Below are 21,676 nucleotides of genomic sequence, written 5' to 3' on the forward strand. Positions count from 1 at the left end.
CGTATTTTACGGTATTCAATACAGCATAAAAAAAGCCTCCAAATCGTTTGGAGGCTTTTTTTATTAGCTATCTTAATTATCGTCCCAGCCCGGGTTTTGATCTAAATTCTCATTTAATTGCAAATCCTCTAATGGCAAAGGGTAAAAATAATCTTTTGCTTCATCAAATACTTTGCTGATATGTGAATTGATGATGACATTACCACTCGTCCCGTTTTCAAGAAGTATTTCAGAACCTAATTTTAACAATTGTATGCCCGATGCCGTAGGCTTATTTCCTTCATAAATCCACAAATCATCTTTACCATCCTGATCCAGATCAAATTTACCAACACTAGGAAAATACATTCCTTTGAATTGCCTAGTTACCAATTGACCACATTTCCACCTTAAAATATCATCCCAACGATACGTTTCCATCACTAATTCTATTCGTCGTTCTCGTCTTATTTCTAATATGGCTCCTTTTTGTGCAGAAGTAACTAAAGGGTAATCTGCGGCTAAATAACTATCGGGATTTGCATTGGCATTGGCAAGGTTCAATCCTGGCATACCTACACGCGTCCTTAAAAGATTCAACGATAGGTCCAAATCGGCTTGTGTTAGGGTTCCGAGTTCTGCCTTGGCTTCCGCATAATTCAAAAGCACTTCGGCATAACGAATTACAGGCATATCATTCTCCGAACGATTGAAGTTATCGTATTTTACATCCCCAACAAATTTAATCAATTGATAGCCCGTTATCGTATTTCCGAAATTTGGAGCTAAGGCGGCAGCTCCACCTATTCGCTTATACCCAGGAGTACGAATTGTTTGGCTTAAGCGTGGATCACGATCTTTAACTTCTTCCGAAAAAGTCATTTTTTCGTAATTAGGCTTATCTGTAAAGCGTGTACCATCCTTCATCAAATAAGAATTCACCAAACGCTTTTCTAATCCAGGCTTCCCATAAGAAGCCGTAATGGTATAATAATTTACATTATGCCAAATCTGTAGGGCATCAGAAAATTTTCTTGCTAAAATTACTTCTTCCCCAATGCTATTCACCGAGCGGAATAGGGCACCATAGGAATCAACTCCATCTCCAGTATACACTTGGTATTGCTTGCCATCTATGAGTTGTTTGGCTGCATCTGCTGAAATTTGCAGTAATTTATCCGCATCAGGTAAATTCAGGTTCTTATGGTATTTTCTAAACGTACCTTCAAATAAGGCTACACTGGATTTTAAAGCCAATGCTGTCCATTTCGTTGCCCGTTCATTGGATTTTACAGCAGACATCTTGGCAATGGCGTAATCTAAATCAGCAAGAATGGAATCTACGACTAAAGTTCTTGGATCGCGAGCTTTCATCAGCAATTCATTATCCTCCGGATTTAGTTGCTTACTGTACCAAGGAACATCTCCAAATCGCTTTAATTTTTCGAAATAAAAGTAAGCTCTAAAAAATCGACCTACCCCAGCATACGGACCTGCTTCCGTCTCTGACAATGTATTGAAGCAATTATCTAAGAAGAAGTTGATGTTTCGAAGTTGAGACCAAGACCATCCCCCTCCGTTCACTGGAACCACTCGTTTTCCTGTCAGGTTATCATCCAAGGTTGTTTTCACAATATTATCTACCGATTCATTATAAACACCCTCTGCGGAAGGCAGATAGTCGTAAAATGAATTGGTAAACAGTTCTAAATCTTTTAAAGTCTTAAAAGATGCATCTGGAGAAATACTAGACTGTGGTGTACGGTCTAAATAGTCTTTACTACAACCCGTTATCGTAAAGCCAGCTATAATTATATATAAATAAACTAATTTTTTCATGATTTAAAAGCTAAAGTCTAATCCAAAAGAAAATGTTCTCGAATAAGGATATGCGCGTCCATTAGATTCTTGAGAAGCTTGTTCAGGGTCAATGTACTCAGAGCGTAATTTCGTCGCTGTCCATATATTATCTCCCGATAGAAAAATACGCGCACGGCTTAACTTCATTTTTTGAATGAATGCCGAAGGCACGGTATAGCCGATGGTTAAATTTTTTAATCGGATATAGGCTAAATCTTGCAGGTACCGATCCGATTTAACATTTAGCGATCCGCGATCATTCAATGCAATGTAGCCTCTTAATAATGGAAAATAGGCATCTTGATTTTCTGGGGTCCAAACATCCTCTTCGAAATCCTTAGGCACAAAAGAGAAATAAGGTCTAGAATATGGCCCCCAAAATTTATCGGCATTTGCTCCTGGCCACCAATTTTGTCGACCTATTCCTTGGAAGAATGCAGATACATCAAATCCCATGTAATTAGCTCCTAGGTTTACTCCAAAGGTATATCTTGCTCTTGAATTACCAATAATCACTTGATCACCTGGGTTATATAAGGTGTTTTCTCCATTATCCACCTTTCCATCTGGCACCCCATCTTTACCGGATAGGTCTACAAATTTTAAATCCCCAGCTTGAAGTTTAGACCAGTCACCAGGTGCCGCTAAGCGTTGTCGATCCACATAGTCTTGATTGATTGTCCAACTGGCAGCTTCTTCATTACTTTGGAAAAATCCAGCTGTTTTGTATCCCCAAATCTCCCCGACCTCTTGCCCTACATAATAATTGCTCAATTGGAATTTCTCATTATCAAATCGAGTTATTTTAGCCTTAGAATCCGATAAGCCAATACCTATATTATACCCAAAAGTTTTTTCATTGATTTCCATATTGTCTCTCCAAGCCAAAGAAAGTTCCCAACCTACGTTTCTCAAATCACCGGCATTTGTTCTAGGTGACGATGCCCCAAATACGGAAGGAAGAGTTTTACCAGGAATCAACATGTCTAGCGTTTCACGAATAAAATAATCAAAGGAAGTCGTCAAACGATTCTGTAGAAACTCCAAGTCAACGCCATAATTTAAGGTATTCGTACGTTCCCAAGTTAAATCTGCAGAAATTGGAGTTGGGGAACTCAGGAATTGAGTTTTTGTACCATTTGTGATATAGTTATTCGTACCGGCATTCAACAAGGGAACATAACCATATACTGCTGCCTCTTGCGCATTTCCTAATGATCCATAAGAAATTCTAATTTTAGCTTCGTTCACAATATCCTTTCCTGCAGCTAAGAAAGGTTCCTCCATAATTCGCCAACCCGCTGAAAAAGATGGAAAAAACCCATAGCGTTGATTGGAAGGAAATTTCGATGTTCCATCATACCTACCATTTACTTCCAATAAATACCGACCTTTATAATTGTAATTTACCCTTCCGAAAAATCCTTGTAATGCCCAGGTATTCGCTCCTCCAGCTAAAGTAGGTTGTCCTGTTCCCAATGCGAAATCATTTAAATCTTCGGATAATAAATTGGTATGAGTACCACCGATATTATCATACACATTTAACTCTTGATTATATCCCGCTGTCGCTCCTATTTGGTGATCTCCCAATTGCTTATTAAAATTGGCAAATAAGTTTAAGGAATGCTTTTTAGTCAATGCAAGTGATTCCACCAATTGATCATTCCCTAGATAGCTGACTACTCCTGGAAATATGGACCAAGGTGCTGGAACACGACGTGTAAAGCGATTTAATGGATTGTAAGTAAAGGTATAATTCCCTGTTAATACCAATCCAGGCATTAGTTTCGCTTCTGCTTCAAAAAGATTGATAAACTCATATTCCTTATCCCCTCCTTTTGATTTACCGTAAAGTAAGTCTGCCATGATCCCATCACCGATATTGTAATTATTTAATTCCGTACGATACGTGGCTGTTCCGTCTGGATTGATCGGCACATAGGATGGCAATGCATGCACTGTAGTCGAAATAAAGTTATTATTCGCATCAGCACTGGAATTCCATCCGGGATAGGTGTAGTTTTGATAATTGAGTTGGGAATTATTGCTCACTTTTAACCAATCGGTTACCTGTCCATTTATTCGTGATCTTAAATTGTACGAGTTAAAGTCATCCTGCTGAACCTTCATCAATCCACCTTTCTGGTATAGTCGACCTGAAATATAGTAATCAATCTTTTCAGAACCTCCAGAAAACGTTAACGCATGTTCCATGGAATTCATTCGGTCTCGGTAAAACGTATTCCACCAATCTGTATTTGCGTAGTATACAAATTGATCTTTACCATTTCTATTCTGAATAACTACCGCAGGAAGACTTGGATCATTTTTTCTCTTGAGCAATTCGGCATAGTCATCATCGGAATATCCGGTATACTTATTTCCAGTAGCACGAATAAAGGCCTCATCATTTAGGATGGCTGCATCATATCCACTGGTCATAAAGTCGGTATTTACCGTTAGATCTGCCATCCCAAAATTATTGCTATACCCAATGTTCATTTTGCCCGCTTTTCCTTTCTTGGTCGTGACCAACAAGACGCCAAATGCTCCACGAGCACCATAAATAGCGGCAGCAGAAGCATCCTTTAACACAGAAATAGACTCAATGTCTCGAGGATTTATATTATTGATATTGCCAGGCACACCATCAACCAAGACCAATGGAGCCGCATTTGCAGAATTAATCGAAGCAAATCCCCGGATATTAACGGATCCCTCACCTCCTGGCCTACCATTGCTAAAATTAATATTCAAATTGGGTACAGCTCCTTGTAGTGCTTGCGTTGCATTTGCTACAGGCCGATCCTCCAACACTTTCGAATCAATCTGTGCTACAGCACCCGTCAAATTCACCTTTTTTTGTCTTCCATACCCCACTACAACAACTTCATCCAACTCTTCATTGGATGAAACTAAGGTAATGACCATATCATTTCCTTGGACTAGCACATCTTGCGAAGTATATCCAACCATCGTGATTCGAAGCTGATTTCCCAAACTCGCAGCAATTTCGAAATCGCCCTGTTCATTCGATTGACTAATTACAGAGCTAGTCAAATTTCGCACCGAAGCTCCAGCGACCCCTTCGCCATTGGAATTTTTGATTTTACCTCGAATAATGTTTTGTGTCAACTCAAAATCTATTCGTTCAACGCTACTTAGAGGTTTCCCTGAAATAACTTCTGAAAACGAATAAACTGACAAGCCTAATAACATAGGCAGCAATGCATAATGTTTTTTCATAAGGTTGATTTAAGTTTTTATTTAACAGCAAAGTAAACACTTGTAAAATATTCTTAATATTAATAAAGTATTAAATAATTTTAAAAATTTTAAGACAAGTAACTAGGTATAATATGTTTTAATTAGGTAATGACAGAGATATAATATAATTTATTAATATTAACACCCTAATTTATTAAAATTTTGCTTCAATAACAGTGTAATTATTATATTAATTAGTTAAAAATAATTTCAATCGATTTTTTTAATAATCAATAGACAAAACATGCTTCTAAAGCATCGAAAAACATCCTTTAGACACAGGGTAAATAGGGGTAGGACCCTTTTTCTCTTAAGCGCATCTTATTCGGATCTCCTTCGGATATTGAACGGTTCTAGATTTAAAATAACCGAACAAAATCCAAACAAAATCCAAAATTGATACCTAACATACCTTATGCAATTCACCTTATTATTGCATCATGGAGAGAAGAATGCTTATCTTTAAAACTTTAAGAGAAACATGAAATATTACATCATAGCGGGAGAAACATCAGGCGATTTGCATGGTGCTAACTTAATTAAAGCTTTAAAAAAAGAAGATCCATCTGCTTCATTTACCATAGTAGGTGGAGATGAAATGCAAAAAGCTTCCGAAGAAAGGGCATTAATACATACTTCAGAAATGGCTTTTATGGGTTTTGTTGAAGTCCTGATGAATATCCGGAGTATTGCAAAAAACTTAAAAAAAGTCAAAGCAGATATTCTTGAGGTACAGCCAGACAGCCTGATCTTAATAGATTTTCCAGGCTTTAACCTAAAAGTTGCGGCATATGCTAAAAAACTGGGGATTAAAGTCTGTTACTATATCTCTCCAAAAATTTGGGCATGGAACCAGAAAAGAGTTTATAAAATCAAAAAGTTGGTAGACCATATGTTTTGTATTTTACCATTTGAAGTTTCCTTTTATAAGCAATTCAATTACCATGTGGATTATGTAGGCAATCCATTGTTGGATGCCATTAGTCAATATCAACCAAACCATAATTTCAAACGTGACCATGAACTAAATGATCATCCAATCATTGCTTTATTACCGGGTAGTCGGAAGATGGAAATTGCGCATATTTTACCAGAAATGGTAAAACTTCACAATTTCTTTCCATTGCATCAGCTGATAATTGCGGGGGCACCAAATTTTGAACTCAGTTTTTACGAGCAATACTATGGGGATTACCCCATTAAAGTCGTTTTTAATCAAACCTATGATTTATTGACGCATGCCGATGTAGCCGTCGTTGCAAGTGGAACAGCAACGTTAGAAACAGCGCTTTTCAAAGTACCTCAAGTTGTTGTTTATAAAGCCAATCCAATTTCTGTATACATCGCAAGACAAGTTATCAAAGTGCGTTTTATCTCTTTGGTTAATCTTATCAACAATTATTTATCGGTTATTGAATTAATTCAAGACGATTGCAATGCTAGAACCATTGCCGATGAAGTCGGCAAATTATTGACCAATCCGGAGCACCGAGCTAGCGTATTGGAGAACTACGAGGATTTAATGGAAAAAATGGGAACACCTGGAGCTTCAGAGAAAACAGCTTCATTGATAAAAAACTACTTAACAGCTGCTAACTAAACCTTTTTAACTAAAATTTGTCTTACTTATTTAATGTAATTAAGTTATTATGAAAATATTAATTAGCATAGGTCTCCTTTTATCAAGCTTTATGGGGATGGCACAAACCGAACACATCCAACGCTTAGAATTAGGGAAAAAGCAAAAAAAATTATTTAATCGAGGAGATTCTTCCATGACGATCATTATTGACACATTGATCATGGCTGATCGCTCGAAATTGGAGTTTTTTGGCAAAAAAGATGTAAAACTAGAAATTGGTTATGCAGAAATAGGCAATAACGTAGTCATTTTTGGTCAAGATAGTAAGAACAATGCCAGCAATTTGGATATAAAGGTTAACATACAAAAGTTAGGCTCATTATTTTTAATTGGTAGAGGCAATGATGCGATGAATGGAACAAAAACCTACCCTAATGGAAATGGTGCTCAGATTAAATTAGCTTATAATACCCAGGGTATTCAACCTCAAATGACCAATAAGAAAGGTAAAAACTTTCTCTTTGTCGATGTAGAACCTGGAGGGTTAAGATCTAGCGCTGACAATGAAATACGTCAAATCTACAGTCGAATCTCCTTATCTTCACCAGGATTACGTGGTTTGCCTCAAGGTCAAATCTATTCCGGTTCCCCAGGTAATCAGGGTAAATTCGAGCTTGTAGCTTATTAAGAATGAGCTCGATCCAATTAGGATAGGGCCATAAGCCATTAGTCTGTTTAGAACCACTCGGTAAGAGACTAAGGCGTAACTGCATGTCTTTATGCTTCAGACTAATGAAAATTAGTCTGAAGAATAAGCTTCCGATTCGTTTGGCAACTCCATCACGCAGTGGTTTTAAAGATGAATGGAATATCCAAGGTTCTGCAATCTTTAGGCGCGTATTCGATAGCCTTTTCCTTCGTTATGGCGAGGAGCAACGTTATTTGCTTCCTTCCCACGATAAATTACTCTCCTTTTCTTTACATAAATCTAACAGCAAAAACCCCTAATTTTTTGTACTTTTAGGAATGAAAATTTTGGCTTTTGCAGGAAGTAATAGTAGTCGATCAATTAATAAAAAATTAGTGACTAGTGTTTCCAAATATTATAAGGAATCGGAAGATGTTATTCAGATATTGGATTTGAATGATTTTGAAATGCCAATATTTTCGATCGACCGGGAAGAACAAAATGGAATACCGGAACAAGCACATCAATTTGCAGCACATATTGACTGGGCAGATTTCATCTTAGTTTCATTATCCGAAAATAACAGCAGTTATGCTGCTGCGTATAAAAACCTGATGGATTGGACATCCCGAATTAAGGGAAGAAAACTATTTAGTCAGAAACCTGTTTTTCTAATGGGAACCTCCAACGGAAAGAATGGAGCTAAGTTTGTGCTTGAAGCAGCGGAGCAACGAATGCCTAGAGATGGCGCTCGTTTATTGGCGGTCTTTTCCCTGCCTTTATTTTATGAAAATTTTGAGGAAGGTAAAGGCGTGATTAATCCATTGTATCGAAGTCAATTGGAAGCCAAAGTACGGCTTACCAAACGTTTAATAGCTAAGGGATTCGAAGAATCAGAATAAAATAAATAATACGGTTTAATAGTTCATTAATAAAAAAGCATCATGGCAAAAAAAATTTTATTATTAGTAGGAGATTACGTAGAAGATTACGAAGCAATGGTACCTTTTCAGGCAATGGGCGCCATCGGTTTGGAGGTTGATGCCATTGCACCCGATCGAAAAAAAGGCGATGTTGTTCCAACTGCGTTACATGATTTCACAGGTGATCAAACTTATAAAGAATTAAGAGGACATAATTTTGCAATAAACAAAGATTTCGATGCGGTAGATCCTTCAGCCTATGATGGACTTTATATCGCTGGGGGTCGTTCTGCAGAATATATCCGATTAAATAAACGTGTGATTGAAATTACCAAACATTTCTTTGAAACAAATAAACCTGTAGCAGCCATCTGCCATGGTATCCAAGTATTGACCACTGCTCGAGTGTTAGAAGGAAGAACGCTTACGGCCTATGTGGCTGTTGGTCCAGATATTGAATTAGCTGGAGGTACTTGGAAAAATATTCCTGCAGACCAAGCGATAGTGGATGGAAATCTCGTAACCTCGCCTGCATGGCCTGGTCATCAAGCAATCCTCAAAGAATTTTATAAATTATTAAATATTACGATCACCCTATAAATTGTATGCAACAGAAACGAAAAAAACTTTGGTGGGTATTGATTCCAATTCTGGGAATTATAGGTTATATCTTGTATGATTCCTTCTCGCAACCATCCATAAAAGATTTGCAAGGTGGCTTTGAGGAAGTGGCATTTATAAGAAATGAGCAGAATAAAGGTGGAATAATTCGAATTTATGCGGTGACAGTCGCTGATCCAATCAATGCGCAATATGATGAATGCGCCGATTTATTTCCAGTTAATGATTATGGTAGTATCACCAAAGTGTATTTCTTTGATAAAAACAAGCCTTTTCCAAAAACCTTAAATTTGGAAGAACCTCATTTTGACAGTAATAGCTACCAAGCAATCAATATTCTTAAAAGAAGAGGCTTAACTAAGTAAACGGTATTTTAGACTTGTATAAGCTAAGCGATAATTTCATTCAAGAAATTATCGCTTTTCTATTTTACAGCCAATCTTGTAGTACAAATTACATTCGAGCAATTAAAATTTACCATCTAGGTAATATTTTAACTATATTTTTAAAAAATAATTGATACAATTAATGAAATATCCGACTAAAAATATCCATTCCTGAGCGCAAAGTAAACTTTACGGCTCCTATAATTTACTCTACCACAGTTTAATGTAGATCTATCAATATTATTTAATAATATGGTATTATTTTCTTAACTTAAAATTCACAAAGCTCCAACATATTTGGAGCAATTATGAATTTACAAGAGATGGCTGGAAAGTTTATTCCAAGAGATATTAGTTGGTTAAGTTTTAATGGTAGAGTGCTTCAAGAAGCTGCGGATCCGAACGTCCCTTTGGTTCTTCGTTTAAAATTTTTAGGAATATTCTCTAACAATTTAGATGAATTTTTTAGGGTCAGAGTCGCTGCATTAAAAAGAGCCGCTGAGTTAAATAGTAAAGAAGTAAATTCCTATTATTACGAAAATCCCACGATCATATTAGATAAAATCACGGAGCTGGTTATAAAACAACAGAAGAAATTTGATCGAATCTGGCAACAGGTTCAAAGGGAAATGGCCAAGGAGAAAGTCTACATCAAAACCGCTGAGGAATTAAACGCGACTCAATTGGCTTTCGTACGTGATTATTTTGATCAAGAGGTCGAAAGCAGCATCATCCCATTATTGCTCGATGATAGCAAACCTATGCCTTACCTCAGAGATAAAAGCTTGTATTTAGGGGTAGCCATGTATAAAAAAGAATGGCAGTATGATACAAAGCTCGCTATTATCGAATTGCCTTCTCGACAACTCGGCAGATTTGTAATATTACCCTCCCCAAAAAATCAGAAACACATCATTTTAATTGAAGATGTGGTCAAAGTAAACTTACCTTTCATATTCTCTTATTTCGGTTTTGACAAATTTGTGGCAAATACATTTAAAATCTCTAAGGACGCAGAATTTGATATTGATAATGATGTAAACACCAGTCTAGTTGAAAAAATAAGTAAGGGAATAAAGAATAGAAGAAAAGGAAAACCTACTCGATTTGTATTCGATCAAGACATGGATGCTAAGTTATTGGACTTTTTAATAAAAAAGTTAAATCTGACGAAAAAAGACAGCATCATTCCTGGTCAACGAATTCATAATTTTAAACATTTTATGGATTTTCCTAATGTTTTCAAATCCTCTCATCAGCCAGAAGAAAGAACCTCGTTTATACATCCTGAGTTTGCAGGAAAAGAACGTATAACTGATATCATCCTAAAAAAGGATGTACTCCTCTCCTTTCCTTATCATGAATTCAGACCCTTGATCGATCTTTTGCGGGAAGCTGCTATGGATCCAGAAGTAAAAACTATTAAAACGACCATTTATCGAATGGCGACTAACTCTAAGATTGCGAATGCATTAGTAAATGCTGCACGTAATGGCAAGGAAGTCACAGTGATGTTGGAATTACGAGCTCGATTTGACGAAGAGCACAATTTGGATTGGAAAGAACGTTTTGAAATGGAGGGGGTAAAAGTACTGGTAGGTATCCCAAATAAAAAAGTACATGCAAAACTGTGTATTATTAAAAAGAGGGTTAATAATAAAACCATTCAATATGGATTTGTAAGTACGGGTAATATCAATGAAAAAACAGCCAAACTCTATGGTGATTACTGCCTCATGACCAGTGATAAAAGTATAATGGCTGACATCAATAAAATTTTTAATGCCTTAAGTAAACCAAAAGTAGATTTAAGTCTTTCGATCAAAAACAATAAAAGTTTGATGGTATGCCCATTGGATATGCGCAAACAAATTTCCATGTTGGTTGATAAGGAAATAGCCGAAGCCAAAGCCGGAAGAACCGCTCGCATTATCATAAAAATCAATTCCCTTAGTGATAAAGACTGCATCAAAAAACTATATGAAGCAGCAACTGTAGGCGTTAAGATAGATTTGATTGTACGCGGTATTTATTGCGCAATTAACCAAAAGAAATTTGTGAAACCCATACATGCCATCAGTATTGTGGATGAATACTTAGAACATGCGCGCGTTTTTTACTTTTACCATGGGGGTAAAGAATTAACATATATCTCTTCAGCAGATTTAATGACTAGAAATTTAGACCATCGAATTGAAGCAGCTGTTAAGATCCATCAAAAAAAATTGAAACAGGAACTTCGAGATATGTTAGAAATTCAATTGAATGATAACGTAAAAGCTCGAATCCTGAATAACAAACAAAATAACGAGTACGTAGCCCATGGCGAAGAAGTATTTCGATCGCAAATCGAAATTTATAAATATTTAAAAAAGAAAAGTAAAAATTCAAGCAAGGAAGATCTTGAATAATCATGAAGACTTTACACTAAATTACTAATATTTTTAGTAATTTAGTGTAAAATATGTCATCATGGAAAATCTAATCTTTAAGGGAAGAGGAGCTCAACAGAATGTTCCGAACGTTTTTTTAAAAGAATCCTATACGAAAGAGCATCCAGAAGGTATAGACGATTGGGAAGAAATAGATCCAAAAACGCAGTATACGCTGGTCAACCCGAAAACTATAGTGAATAAAGTGAATAGTCCAGATGTTGGCATGGAATATTCGTTAAACCCCTATCAGGGTTGTGAACATGGTTGCATTTATTGTTATGCAAGAAATTCACATCAATATTGGGGCTATAGTGCAGGATTGGATTTTGAAACCAAAATTTTAGTAAAGCAAAATAGTCCAAAACTTTTTAAAGAGTTTTTAGAAAAGAAAAACTGGTCGGGCTCAGCAATTAGTTTATCTGGAAATACCGATTGCTATCAGCCTATCGAAAGGAAGTTCAAATTAACACAAGCCCTTTTGAAAATTGCATTAGCTTATCATCAACCCATAAGTATCATTACCAAAAACAGCTTAATTTTAAGAGACCTGGATCTTTTGACCACTATGGCTACTAAGCAATTATGTGTAGTCTATATTTCCATTAACTCACTAACGGAATCTACTAGATTAAAATTAGAACCCCGGACAGTGACAGCATCGCAACGGTTAAAAGTTATAGAAACATTGAGTAAACATGGAATTCCTGTAGGTATAATGTGTGCCCCTGTAATACCAGGTTTAACAGATCATGAAATCCCCAATGTATTAAAAGCAGCATCGGCCGCTGGAGCAAAATGGGCTGGATACAGCACTGTTCGTTTGAATGGAGAAATAAGCAAAATTTTTAAAAATTGGCTACAAACTGCTTTTCCTGATCGGGCAGATAAAATTTGGCATCAAATTCAAAGTTGCCATCATGGGCAAGTGAATAATAGCGAGTTTTTTAATCGCATGAAAGGAAGTGGAAATATGGCAACAATGATTAATAATACGTTTAAACTGCATTGTAAACGCAATAAATTGAATCTTAGCCAACCCTTATTGGATAGCAGTTTATTTAATGTGAAACAACAAATTCAATTAAGTTTATTTTAAAACCAAGCCTGTTAAGTATTGTTAAATTTAAGCTGTAACAGCTATGTTGCAATTAGACTGGCATTGTGTTTGGATAATCCACCCTGGATAATTTATTGAAAAACATTTTAAATAAACGTATTATGAAAAATTTCGTGAAATTGTTAGGTCTAATGATCATGGTTGCGCTTACCTTTACTGCCTGTTCAAAAGACGATGATCCTGCAGATAACAACTTGTTTGTCGGAAGGTATGATGGAGATATAGGATATATCGATTTCAACAATAATGAAAATAATGTGGAATATGGGGATGGATCCGTGACGGTAGCAAAAGTGGGTAATAATTATAATTTTGCTTTTGGCAACAATATTCCCAATCTAAATGACATCGTAATGTCTAAAGGGGAAAACAACAGCCTGTTTTTCACTTCAGAAGGAATAGGTTCGATAACGATAACGGAATCTACTTTGGAAATTACCTATGCCAAGGATGGTAAAACCTGGAGAGCGAGTTGTATTCGGGAATAGAACAATTTAAAATTCTATATATACAGTTTAATTTATTGTTTAGGAGTCTATTCAACCAATAGGCTCCTTTACTATTTTATAGGATTAAGATCGTGTAATAGCTAAATGGACCTTAAAAATATTGCTATTGCTATTATAGATTAGATGGTATTGATCGCTATAGTGGTGTTTTAAACGATCTTCAAATAGATTTAAGGTTTTATTCCCAGCCTGGTTTTCGATATAATGGTTCACGCGATTGCTGATATCCACCTGAAGAAAAGATTCTGATGCTTTAATATTAACTTTTATGGGATACAATTCCATACCATGATATCCCAATTGTATGGAATTTTTCAATAATGGAAACAAGATTAATGGTTTTATAGCTGTTGAAAAAATGACTTTACTAGCCTCGAGTTTGAGTGAAATAGATTGATTCGTTAGATTCCAAAGATTAAAATAGGCTTGTAAGGCAGAAATTTCCTGTTCGATGGTCCAGGGCATATCATCGACCAAATTGACTAACTGATCTTGAAATGCAAGGTATTGATTTAAAAAATCAGTATTTTCAGTAGCACGAATTGCAGCAAATAAATCGGAATCCCATTGGGATTCTCGAAAGACACGCGCTGAATGAGATTGCAACAAATTAGTTGTTAAGGCTTCAATAGCTTTATTATTCTTACTCCTAAAGGATAACATCTTATTTACTTCCTTCTAAACCACTTACACCTCCAGAGACTACCAGCTTCATAGCATCGGTACCTGACATATTTAATTTCTGTACTTTGCTGGTATGGACCACTACTACTTGACCCGCTACAGAATAAGAATAAGGAAAATACACTACCACTTCATCCATTAAACCGATGGCAGATAAATCTTTTTGGGTTAAGAACCCAATCTTCTTAAGTCCCATATCATTTACATCTACCAATACCGGTTCATTAAACTTCTTAGCATCACCTACAAAAGCTTCGGTAAAATCCTTAATGGACGAGTATAGTGTATTAAATAATGGTATTCTATTGATACTTTTATTTAACCAAATCCGTATTGGTGCTGTCACAAATGTGGTGAAGATAAATCCTACCAAAGCCAATAACAAAATAACGGATAGAATTCCAATGCCCGGGATATATAATGGATGGCCAGTATCGTCTTCTAAGAAATGTCCCGTAATATTCAATGCCCCATCTAACGTAGCGACTAACCAAACGATCACAAATATTGCCCCAGCAACTGGTGCCACTACTAAGGTTCCTTTAATTATATAATAAAATAATTGCTGAAAAATCTTTCTAATCATTATTCGTAAAAATAAACTCGTTTAACTCTACTTGAAATATTAACTAACAACTCGTAAGGAATGGTATCAATGGCTTTTGCTGCTACATATATATCTGGAAATACCAAGACCTCATCCCCCACTTGTACATCCATCCCGGTAATATCTAACATGCACATATCCATACAAATTACGCCTACAGTTGGAACCAATTGATTTTGAATCATCATTTGTCCAACAGCATGTCCAAATTTACGATTATATCCATCCGCATAACCTATTTTCACCGTGGCTATTAGGCTATCCCGAAGTAAGACGCCGGATCTATTGTATCCTACCGTTTCTCCTTTGGATAACTTTTTTATTTGTGAAACCGTGGTTTTTAAAGAACTTACTTGCTCTAAATTAGCCAATTTTTTATCCATATCGATGCCATACAAGCCAATTCCTAATCGTACCATATCTAAATGAGATTGAGGCCATTTAACTATTCCCGAAGTATTTGCAGCATGTTTAATGAACGAATAGCCTAAACCATGCGCTAAAACCTCTGCTGCTTCGTTGAATATACTTAACTGGGACTGCGTAAATTCATCGTGTTTGGCATCACCTGAAGCTACCAAATGCGTAAAAAACGATTGCACATGAATTTCTTCCTGCTGGCTAAGATGTTCAATGACCTCAGGAATCTCTTCAGGAAAAAAGCCCAATCTATGCATCCCTGTATCTAATTTTAAATGGATAGGATAGTTTTTTACAGCATGAAGTTTTAAAAAGCTAATAAATTCAAGCAAAAATTCCATACTGTAGACCTCGGGTTCTAACTGATGCTTCAATAGGGAATCAAAGGTATCAGGATCTGGACTTAAGACCATAATGGGCAATTTAATTCCGGCAGACCTTAGCTCCACTCCCTCATCTACAAATGCCACAGTAAGGTAATCAACCTGGTGAAACTGCAGTAAATTAGCCACTTCAAAACTGCCACTACCATATGAAAATGCTTTGACCATTGCCATTACCTTCACATCGGGAGGGATTAAAGACCGATAGGTATTGAGGTTATTGGAAAGTGCATTCAGATTGATTTCTAAAACGGTACCGTGGGAACGCAGGCTCAATTGCTGAACTAGCTTTTCAAATTCATATTTTCGAGCTCCTTTTATCAGTATACTTTCATTTGCAAAAGGAATCTGATGAAGCGCTTGAACTAAGGTATAGGTATCTTTGTATACTTGAAGATCGGCTATCGGTAATTCGTTTAGCCAACTGAAGTTACTACCCACCCAAATAAGCCTAGCAATAGCTTGCGCGGATAACAAATCCTTCAATTTGCTTTGCATCTTTTCACTTTCTTTTAATCCTTCTAATTCAGATAAAATAATCGTTTGTTTAGGATGCTGATTTTGCTGCTTCAAAAAATCCAAGGCAATGCCTAAGGAGGCAATATCATTGGAATAGGAATCATCAATTAAGGAACAACCTTTTATTCCCTTTTTGAGTTGCATACGCATTTCTAAAGGTCTTAAATGTTGTATCCGCTCTATAATGATTGGCATGGAATACCCCAGCTGAAAAAGCACTGCAATGCAACTTAACACATTTTCTTTTGCAGCTTTATCACTAAAAGGAATTAAAAAGCTGTACAGCTCCTCTGAAACGCGCAGGTTAAGCTGTGTAGATTGGCCTATACGTTCTTCGGATATTAATTGTACATGATCGGTATTTTGGGAACCCCAAGTAATAAGCTTTACTTCCTGATTTAGTTGTTGTTGTTGGATATAGGTAGAACCTGCAATCAGCGTTTGGGCATGTTGAAATAATTTCAGCTTTTCATTTAGCTTTTGTTCTTTGCTCTCGAAATTCAAGGCATGCGCCATACCTATATTGGTAAATACACCTATAGCTGGCTGTATCATTTTCTCCAAGTTTTGCATTTCCCCTGGCTGACTAATACCGGCCTCTATCAAAGCAATATCGTAGTGGTCCGAAAGATTCCAAAGGGATAAGGCTACTCCAAGTTGAGAATTATAACTTTTAGGGCTTTGATAAACGTGTTGATCGGGTGAAAGCAATTGAAATAGCCATTCTTTGACAATGGACTTTCCATTACTTCCTGTGATTCCGATGATGGGATAGTTAAATCGCTCCCGATGATGCTGGACAAGATGCTGCATAGCTTGCAAAACATCTTCTACACGTATTACATTGACATCATCCCATTGCTGGAATACAGGAACGACTTTGGACACAATAAAAGACCTAATCCCTTGATCATAGGCATCTTTCAAAAAGTCATGCCCATCACGAACACCTTGTAAGGCAAAGAACAATCCCTTTGCTGGGCTTAATACTTTTCTAGAATCGTATACTAATTCACTAATTAAATGGTCTTTATCAAATATTTTAAAGGGATCACCAGCGAATAATTTTAAAATGAAATCAATAGTATACATCATGTATTAATTATGAAACGAAGTTCATCATTTTTTTTAAAAGTTCATCATTTTTTGAACATTTGTATCATGGAAGAAGAATCTAGAAAATTAAAGCGCTTTACACCGAACGAAGCAAAACGAAAGGCGGAAGCATTCTGCGCTTATCAAGAACGAGCACAACAAGAAGTCCGTGATAAGCTCTATTTTTGGGGTTTACATGAGGCTGATGTCGAAAATATCATTTCCTATTTGATTGAAGAAAACTATTTAAATGAAGAAAGATTTGCTAAAGCTTACGTGTTAGGAAAATTTAGGATAAAAGGATGGGGTAAAATCAAAATAATATACCACCTAAAACAAAAAAAGGTATCAAAACCCCTGATAAACATAGCCGTATCACAGATAGATGAGGAGGATTACAGCAAAATGATTCATGAAATTATAGCAAAAAAAATAAAAAAACCATTGAAATCAATTTCTGCAATTGAAAAAAACAAATTATTAAGTTTTTTACAATCAAAAGGCTATGAAAATGAGTTAATTTTTAAAATTTTTAAAGAAAATTAAGCTTAAACTACAAAAATAGATTAACAGCATAACCGATTGATATTCAGCAATAAATACTAAAAAAATATTTTATTTTTCGACTAAAATACTGTATTTTTGAAACATCAAAATAAGGTCTGACATACACTGCTTTTTTGAATACTGGAATGAAAAAAAGAATAAATACATATATCATCATGCTCTTCGGGATATTCCTGCTAAGCAGCATGTATATGTATGTTCAACTAAGTGTAAATGAAGTAGAGATGGAATGTTTAGAGCAATCTACTAATGAACAAGAGGATCAAGAAAACAAAAGAGGTCTAGAAGAAATTCTTGCCATCATTAACCAAGATCCCAAATTCTCTCAAAATCTTTATCAAGAACCTCATTTGCTTTACAACGATAAAAACTCCATACCGATAGCACGGAGTTTACACTGCCCCCCTCCTAACTTTTCCTAATCACCTTAAAGTCTTTTCGACTTTTTGGTACCAGCATTTAATAACTATTTAATCTTAGAGATTTTCATTAATCTCTAAACCATACTGTAATAAATTTTATAAAAATAAGAAAATGAAAAAAAGTGTTTTATTCCTTTCAGCGTTTATGCTATTTACATTAACTTCTATCGCTCAAGAAATTAAAGAAGAAGAATTAAAATTAAATGTTCAAAAAATTAGTAATTCTACTGAAAAATTAAAAAGCCTTGAGCCTGTTAGCTATGACTATAACAATGAAAAATACAAGGGATTAAATTTACCGGCTGGAAATCAATATGGATTTTTAGCTAAGGATGTTAAAAATACATTCCCTGAACTCGTAAAAACTTCATCTAAAGTGCAAACTGCAGGAAAGAATAGCAGCAAAGTATTGAAATATTCGGAGGTAGATCAGGAAGAATTAATTCCACTGTTGGTTGCCGCAATTAAAGAACAGCAAGAGGAAATTGAATTGCTTAAAGAAGAATTGAAAAAAATCAAGTCCAAGTAAAAAAATGGGAAATTGGAGTTTCCTCCAATTTCCCTTTACATTAAACTATTATTCTACTATATGGTATTTAGAAAGAATAAACAAAAGCTAGAGACGCCTGACTAGCATTCTTCGTACCAATCAATCCATCCTTTTTCAAAAATCCGGCATTACTATCTTTATCTAAACGAACCTCAGGAATCAAAGAGAACCCATTATGGGATAATTTTGCTGATAAGGTAAATGAAGTAAATTCGGAGTTTTCAACATCTTCAACATCTTTATTTTTAAAGTACTCTGCACGAAGTCCAACACCTACATGCTCTGTGATAGCATACCTAGGGTATAATGCCACCCCGGAATACCCTCCTTCACTTTGAAACGTATAATCTGCCGCATTTAATCCCAAGCTTACTTTTTCAGAAAAGTTATAACTTGCAACTAGATCAATCAAGGTTCCTGAACTGTAATTATCTGCTCCTCCGTCTGAAGAACCGGTTAAAAAATTCACATAAGCTGTCAACCCTTCTACCGGAGCTAAGGATAACTGCGCTCCAAAATGAGATACCCCATTAAAATCTTGATATACGTTCCAATCATTGAATAATCCCGCCATTAAGGAAACTTTATCGGAAAATGCATAGGTAGCTTTTATACCTGCATTTTGAAATGGCCCTGCTCCAAATAAATAGGATGTAGAATAATGAAAATTTGCGGCTGGCGAAATCACTTCGTACCCAATAAATGTTCCCATATATCCTGCCGTCATACTGAATGCCTCGGTAAAGTTATATGAAGCATATAAATTTTGGATATGAAAGGAATTACCGGCATTGCTGCTATTGCCATCTCCATTTGGTATACTTAAATATTGACCGCGAGGACCAAATGCCAGTTCTCCAACAAAAGTTGCTTTTCCAGCAGCTTTCTTTAATCCAAGTCCAATCATCCCTAAGGATATGGAATTATGATCATTTGCAAAATAGGTACCTATATTAGGTTGCTCTGCAAAATCATACTTATAGTAGGCATCTGCATATCCTGAAATTTCCAAAGCACTACTCTCTTGAGCAATAGTTGATAAAGAATATAGACAAGCTGACAAGGCAAAGATGATTTTTTTCATAATTTTTTAAGTTTTTAGTATTTATTAATCTGTTAAATAGGTTAAATACTCAAAAAAATGAAATCAAATCGTAAAAACAACAATAAAAACTGTTTAAATTTTAAAAATATAGTATCAATATTAATAAAATATAGAAAATCACCAATAAAAAATCAGAAATGAATCATTATTCTGAATTTTACAAGACAAATAATGATATATTTTTATTTAAAAACAAGTTATATTATATTTTTTTACAAGAAATATTTTAAATTAAACTTATTTTGACCATTTTATTTAATTTACAAGTCTATTTTTTAAAATTTCTAACAATTTTGCTAATTATTTTAAATTTATGTTGCATAATTCATTTTATTATTCCAATATTTACAATGAAAATCAAAAACCAATAGAAAATTTTTAAAAAAACAACTTAATTTTTAGAAAAAAACAGGATTTCAAACTAAACCAAATTAAAATGAAAAGAATACTACCATTTAGTTTACTCGCATTAGCAGCCATCCTTGCCTTGGTCATCCCTTCATCGGAAGTAATTAACAATCCTGAGAACAGTATTGACACTGGCGATACCGCTTGGTTATTAATGTCCGCAGCATTAGTTCTACTAATGACACCAGGATTGGCATTTTTCTACGGTGGAATGGTAAGGAAGAAAAATGTGATCTCCACCATGCTTCAAAGCTTTGTCTGTATGGGCCTCATTACAATCATTTGGGTTATTTTTGGGTTCAGCCTCGCTTTTGGAGATGACATCGGAGGTATCATCGGAAATCCATCAACATTCTTTATGATGAATGGAATGATAGGTAACGCTGTTTGGCCTGGCATGCCTACGGTACCTATCGCATTATTTGCTATGTTTCAATTAAAATTTGCAGTCATCACCCCTGCACTGATTACTGGAGCTTTTGCGGAACGTATAAAATTTAATTCTTACCTCATATTCATCACCTTATTTGTCATCCTGATTTACGCACCGCTTGCTCACGCTACCTGGCACCCAGAGGGTATATTAGCTAAAATGGGCGTTCTAGACTTTGCCGGAGGAACAGTCGTACATATGTCTGCCGGATGGGCCGCACTTGCATCAGCATTATACCTCGGAAAAAGAAAGGTTCAAGAACACACCCCAGCACGTATTAGCTATGTAATTCTAGGAACAGGATTACTGTGGTTTGGATGGTTTGGCTTTAACGCCGGCTCGGCTGGTTCCGCAGGCACATTGGCAGCCTCCGCATTCGCAACAACAACCACAGCTTCTGCTGCTGCTGCAATAGCTTGGATTTTCTTCGATATCTTGAAAGGTAAAAAACCTTCCGCAATGGGTGCATGTATCGGTGCAGTTGTTGGATTAGTCGCCATCACTCCTGCTGCAGGTTTTGTTTCCATTCCCCACTCTTTAATCATTGGTGTAGTTACCGCAGTTATTAGTAACCTAGTCGTGATTTGGAGAACTAAAAAAGGAATTGATGATACTCTAGATGTTTTTCCTTGTCATGGTGTAGGTGGTATGGTCGGAATGGTTCTTACCAGTGTATTTGCACACAGCAACATTAATGGCGTTGTTACTGTCAATGGCTTGTTTTTTGGAGAAACTGGATTATTCACAGCGCATCTAATTGCATTAGTAGGCGCTTCAGCATTCGCTTTCTTAGGTTCCTTGTTATTATTAAAGGTTACAGATTTGCTTGCTCCTTTACGAGTAAGTGTTGAAGAAGAAGACCTAGGTTTAGACGCTTCTCAACATGATGAAGAATTATAATTAATAAAAGCTTAACCTGTCTTAACTTTATTCCCTTGATTACCAAGTTAAGACAGGTTTTTACAAAATAATTGCCTAATTATTTTAAAATATATTTTGCAACATTTCACAAAATATCTATATTTGCACCACTTCCAAGCGAAAGTAGCTCAGTTGGTAGAGCACAACCTTGCCAAGGTTGGGGTCGCGAGTTCGAATCTCGTCTTTCGCTCA

Annotated in this window: 19 protein-coding genes and 1 tRNA gene; 14 read left to right on the forward strand and 6 right to left on the reverse strand. The window is 35.8% G+C overall.

From position 1 onward, the window contains the following. Positions 1 to 72 precede the first annotated feature (72 nt). Together ACFRAE_RS13170 and ACFRAE_RS13175 are read right to left on the reverse strand one after the other, a co-directional pair. Positions 73 to 1,818, reverse strand: a complete 1,746-nt coding sequence (locus tag ACFRAE_RS13170; RefSeq protein WP_422797628.1) for a RagB/SusD family nutrient uptake outer membrane protein — start codon at positions 1,816 to 1,818, stop codon at positions 73 to 75. 3 nt (positions 1,819 to 1,821) lie between these two features. Then, on the reverse strand, positions 1,822 to 5,088 hold the full coding sequence (locus ACFRAE_RS13175; protein WP_422797629.1) for a SusC/RagA family TonB-linked outer membrane protein: 3,267 nt from the start codon (positions 5,086 to 5,088) through the stop codon (positions 1,822 to 1,824). 502 nt (positions 5,089 to 5,590) lie between these two features. Here ACFRAE_RS13175 and lpxB point away from each other — a divergent pair. The 9 genes from lpxB (at position 5,591) to ACFRAE_RS13220 (ending at position 13,349) form a co-directional block, all read left to right on the forward strand. After that, positions 5,591 to 6,709 (forward strand): lipid-A-disaccharide synthase, encoded by a 1,119-nt coding sequence (gene lpxB, locus ACFRAE_RS13180; protein ID WP_422797630.1) that lies wholly within the window; start codon positions 5,591 to 5,593, stop codon positions 6,707 to 6,709. A 49-nt stretch (positions 6,710 to 6,758) separates the two neighbouring features. Next, on the forward strand, positions 6,759 to 7,379 hold the full coding sequence (locus ACFRAE_RS13185) for a hypothetical protein (protein WP_422797631.1): 621 nt from the start codon (positions 6,759 to 6,761) through the stop codon (positions 7,377 to 7,379). A gap of 104 nt (positions 7,380 to 7,483) precedes the next feature. Next, complete coding sequence (locus tag ACFRAE_RS13190) at positions 7,484 to 7,699, forward strand: hypothetical protein (RefSeq protein ID WP_422797632.1); 216 nt, start codon at positions 7,484 to 7,486, stop codon at positions 7,697 to 7,699. Between the two features lie 18 nt (positions 7,700 to 7,717). Continuing rightward, positions 7,718 to 8,281, forward strand: a complete 564-nt coding sequence (locus ACFRAE_RS13195; protein WP_422797633.1) for an NADPH-dependent FMN reductase — start codon at positions 7,718 to 7,720, stop codon at positions 8,279 to 8,281. A 42-nt stretch (positions 8,282 to 8,323) separates the two neighbouring features. After that, positions 8,324 to 8,902 (forward strand): DJ-1/PfpI family protein, encoded by a 579-nt coding sequence (locus ACFRAE_RS13200; RefSeq protein WP_422797634.1) that lies wholly within the window; start codon positions 8,324 to 8,326, stop codon positions 8,900 to 8,902. 5 nt (positions 8,903 to 8,907) lie between these two features. Beyond that, positions 8,908 to 9,288, forward strand: a complete 381-nt coding sequence (locus tag ACFRAE_RS13205; protein WP_422797635.1) for a hypothetical protein — start codon at positions 8,908 to 8,910, stop codon at positions 9,286 to 9,288. Positions 9,289 to 9,617: 329 nt separating this feature from the next. Further along, the gene (ppk1, locus tag ACFRAE_RS13210) at positions 9,618 to 11,720 is read left to right on the forward strand and encodes a polyphosphate kinase 1 (protein ID WP_422797636.1); all 2,103 of its coding nucleotides are present in this window, start codon (positions 9,618 to 9,620) and stop codon (positions 11,718 to 11,720) included. Between the two features lie 61 nt (positions 11,721 to 11,781). Further along, positions 11,782 to 12,840 (forward strand): PA0069 family radical SAM protein, encoded by a 1,059-nt coding sequence (locus ACFRAE_RS13215; protein ID WP_422797637.1) that lies wholly within the window; start codon positions 11,782 to 11,784, stop codon positions 12,838 to 12,840. Positions 12,841 to 12,962: 122 nt separating this feature from the next. Beyond that, entirely contained in the window at positions 12,963 to 13,349 is a 387-nt protein-coding gene (locus tag ACFRAE_RS13220) for a hypothetical protein (RefSeq protein ID WP_422797638.1), read from the forward strand. 84 nt (positions 13,350 to 13,433) lie between these two features. Here the strand turns inward: ACFRAE_RS13220 and ACFRAE_RS13225 are convergent, their stop codons facing one another. From ACFRAE_RS13225 to ACFRAE_RS13235, 3 genes are read right to left on the reverse strand one after another with little or no spacing between them, the layout of a single operon-like run. Next, positions 13,434 to 14,033, reverse strand: a complete 600-nt coding sequence (locus tag ACFRAE_RS13225; RefSeq protein WP_422797639.1) for a hypothetical protein — start codon at positions 14,031 to 14,033, stop codon at positions 13,434 to 13,436. A 1-nt stretch (position 14,034) separates the two neighbouring features. Then, positions 14,035 to 14,640 carry a DUF502 domain-containing protein gene (locus ACFRAE_RS13230; RefSeq protein WP_422797640.1) on the reverse strand — a complete coding sequence of 202 codons (606 nt, stop codon included), beginning with the start codon at positions 14,638 to 14,640 and terminating at the stop codon, positions 14,035 to 14,037. Next, on the reverse strand, positions 14,640 to 17,078 hold the full coding sequence (locus ACFRAE_RS13235) for a bifunctional UDP-N-acetylmuramoyl-tripeptide:D-alanyl-D-alanine ligase/alanine racemase (RefSeq protein WP_422797641.1): 2,439 nt from the start codon (positions 17,076 to 17,078) through the stop codon (positions 14,640 to 14,642). The genes ACFRAE_RS13230 and ACFRAE_RS13235 overlap by 1 nt, the downstream gene beginning before the upstream one ends. Before the next feature lie 66 nt (positions 17,079 to 17,144). On the opposite strand from ACFRAE_RS13235, the gene ACFRAE_RS13240 reads away from it, so the two are divergent. From ACFRAE_RS13240 to ACFRAE_RS13250, 3 genes are all read left to right on the forward strand, one after another. Next, positions 17,145 to 17,624, forward strand: a complete 480-nt coding sequence (locus ACFRAE_RS13240) for a regulatory protein RecX (protein ID WP_422797642.1) — start codon at positions 17,145 to 17,147, stop codon at positions 17,622 to 17,624. Positions 17,625 to 17,770: 146 nt separating this feature from the next. Next, positions 17,771 to 18,067: a hypothetical protein gene (locus tag ACFRAE_RS13245; protein WP_422797643.1), complete on the forward strand. Its 297-nt coding sequence runs from the start codon at positions 17,771 to 17,773 to the stop codon at positions 18,065 to 18,067. A 112-nt stretch (positions 18,068 to 18,179) separates the two neighbouring features. Then, entirely contained in the window at positions 18,180 to 18,596 is a 417-nt protein-coding gene (locus ACFRAE_RS13250) for a tail fiber domain-containing protein (protein ID WP_422797644.1), read from the forward strand. Between the two features lie 67 nt (positions 18,597 to 18,663). Here the strand turns inward: ACFRAE_RS13250 and ACFRAE_RS13255 are convergent, their stop codons facing one another. Beyond that, positions 18,664 to 19,701, reverse strand: a complete 1,038-nt coding sequence (locus tag ACFRAE_RS13255) for an outer membrane beta-barrel protein (RefSeq protein ID WP_422797645.1) — start codon at positions 19,699 to 19,701, stop codon at positions 18,664 to 18,666. 457 nt (positions 19,702 to 20,158) lie between these two features. On the opposite strand from ACFRAE_RS13255, the gene ACFRAE_RS13260 reads away from it, so the two are divergent. Both ACFRAE_RS13260 and ACFRAE_RS13265 read left to right on the forward strand, forming a co-directional pair. After that, the gene (locus ACFRAE_RS13260; protein ID WP_422797646.1) at positions 20,159 to 21,463 is read left to right on the forward strand and encodes an ammonium transporter; all 1,305 of its coding nucleotides are present in this window, start codon (positions 20,159 to 20,161) and stop codon (positions 21,461 to 21,463) included. Positions 21,464 to 21,601: 138 nt separating this feature from the next. Next, positions 21,602 to 21,674: transfer RNA gene (locus ACFRAE_RS13265), tRNA-Gly, on the forward strand. Positions 21,675 to 21,676 lie beyond the last annotated feature (2 nt).

The sequence above is a fragment of the Sphingobacterium sp. HJSM2_6 genome (genome assembly GCF_049316305.1).
Taxonomy (GTDB): Bacteria; Bacteroidota; Bacteroidia; order Sphingobacteriales; family Sphingobacteriaceae; genus Sphingobacterium.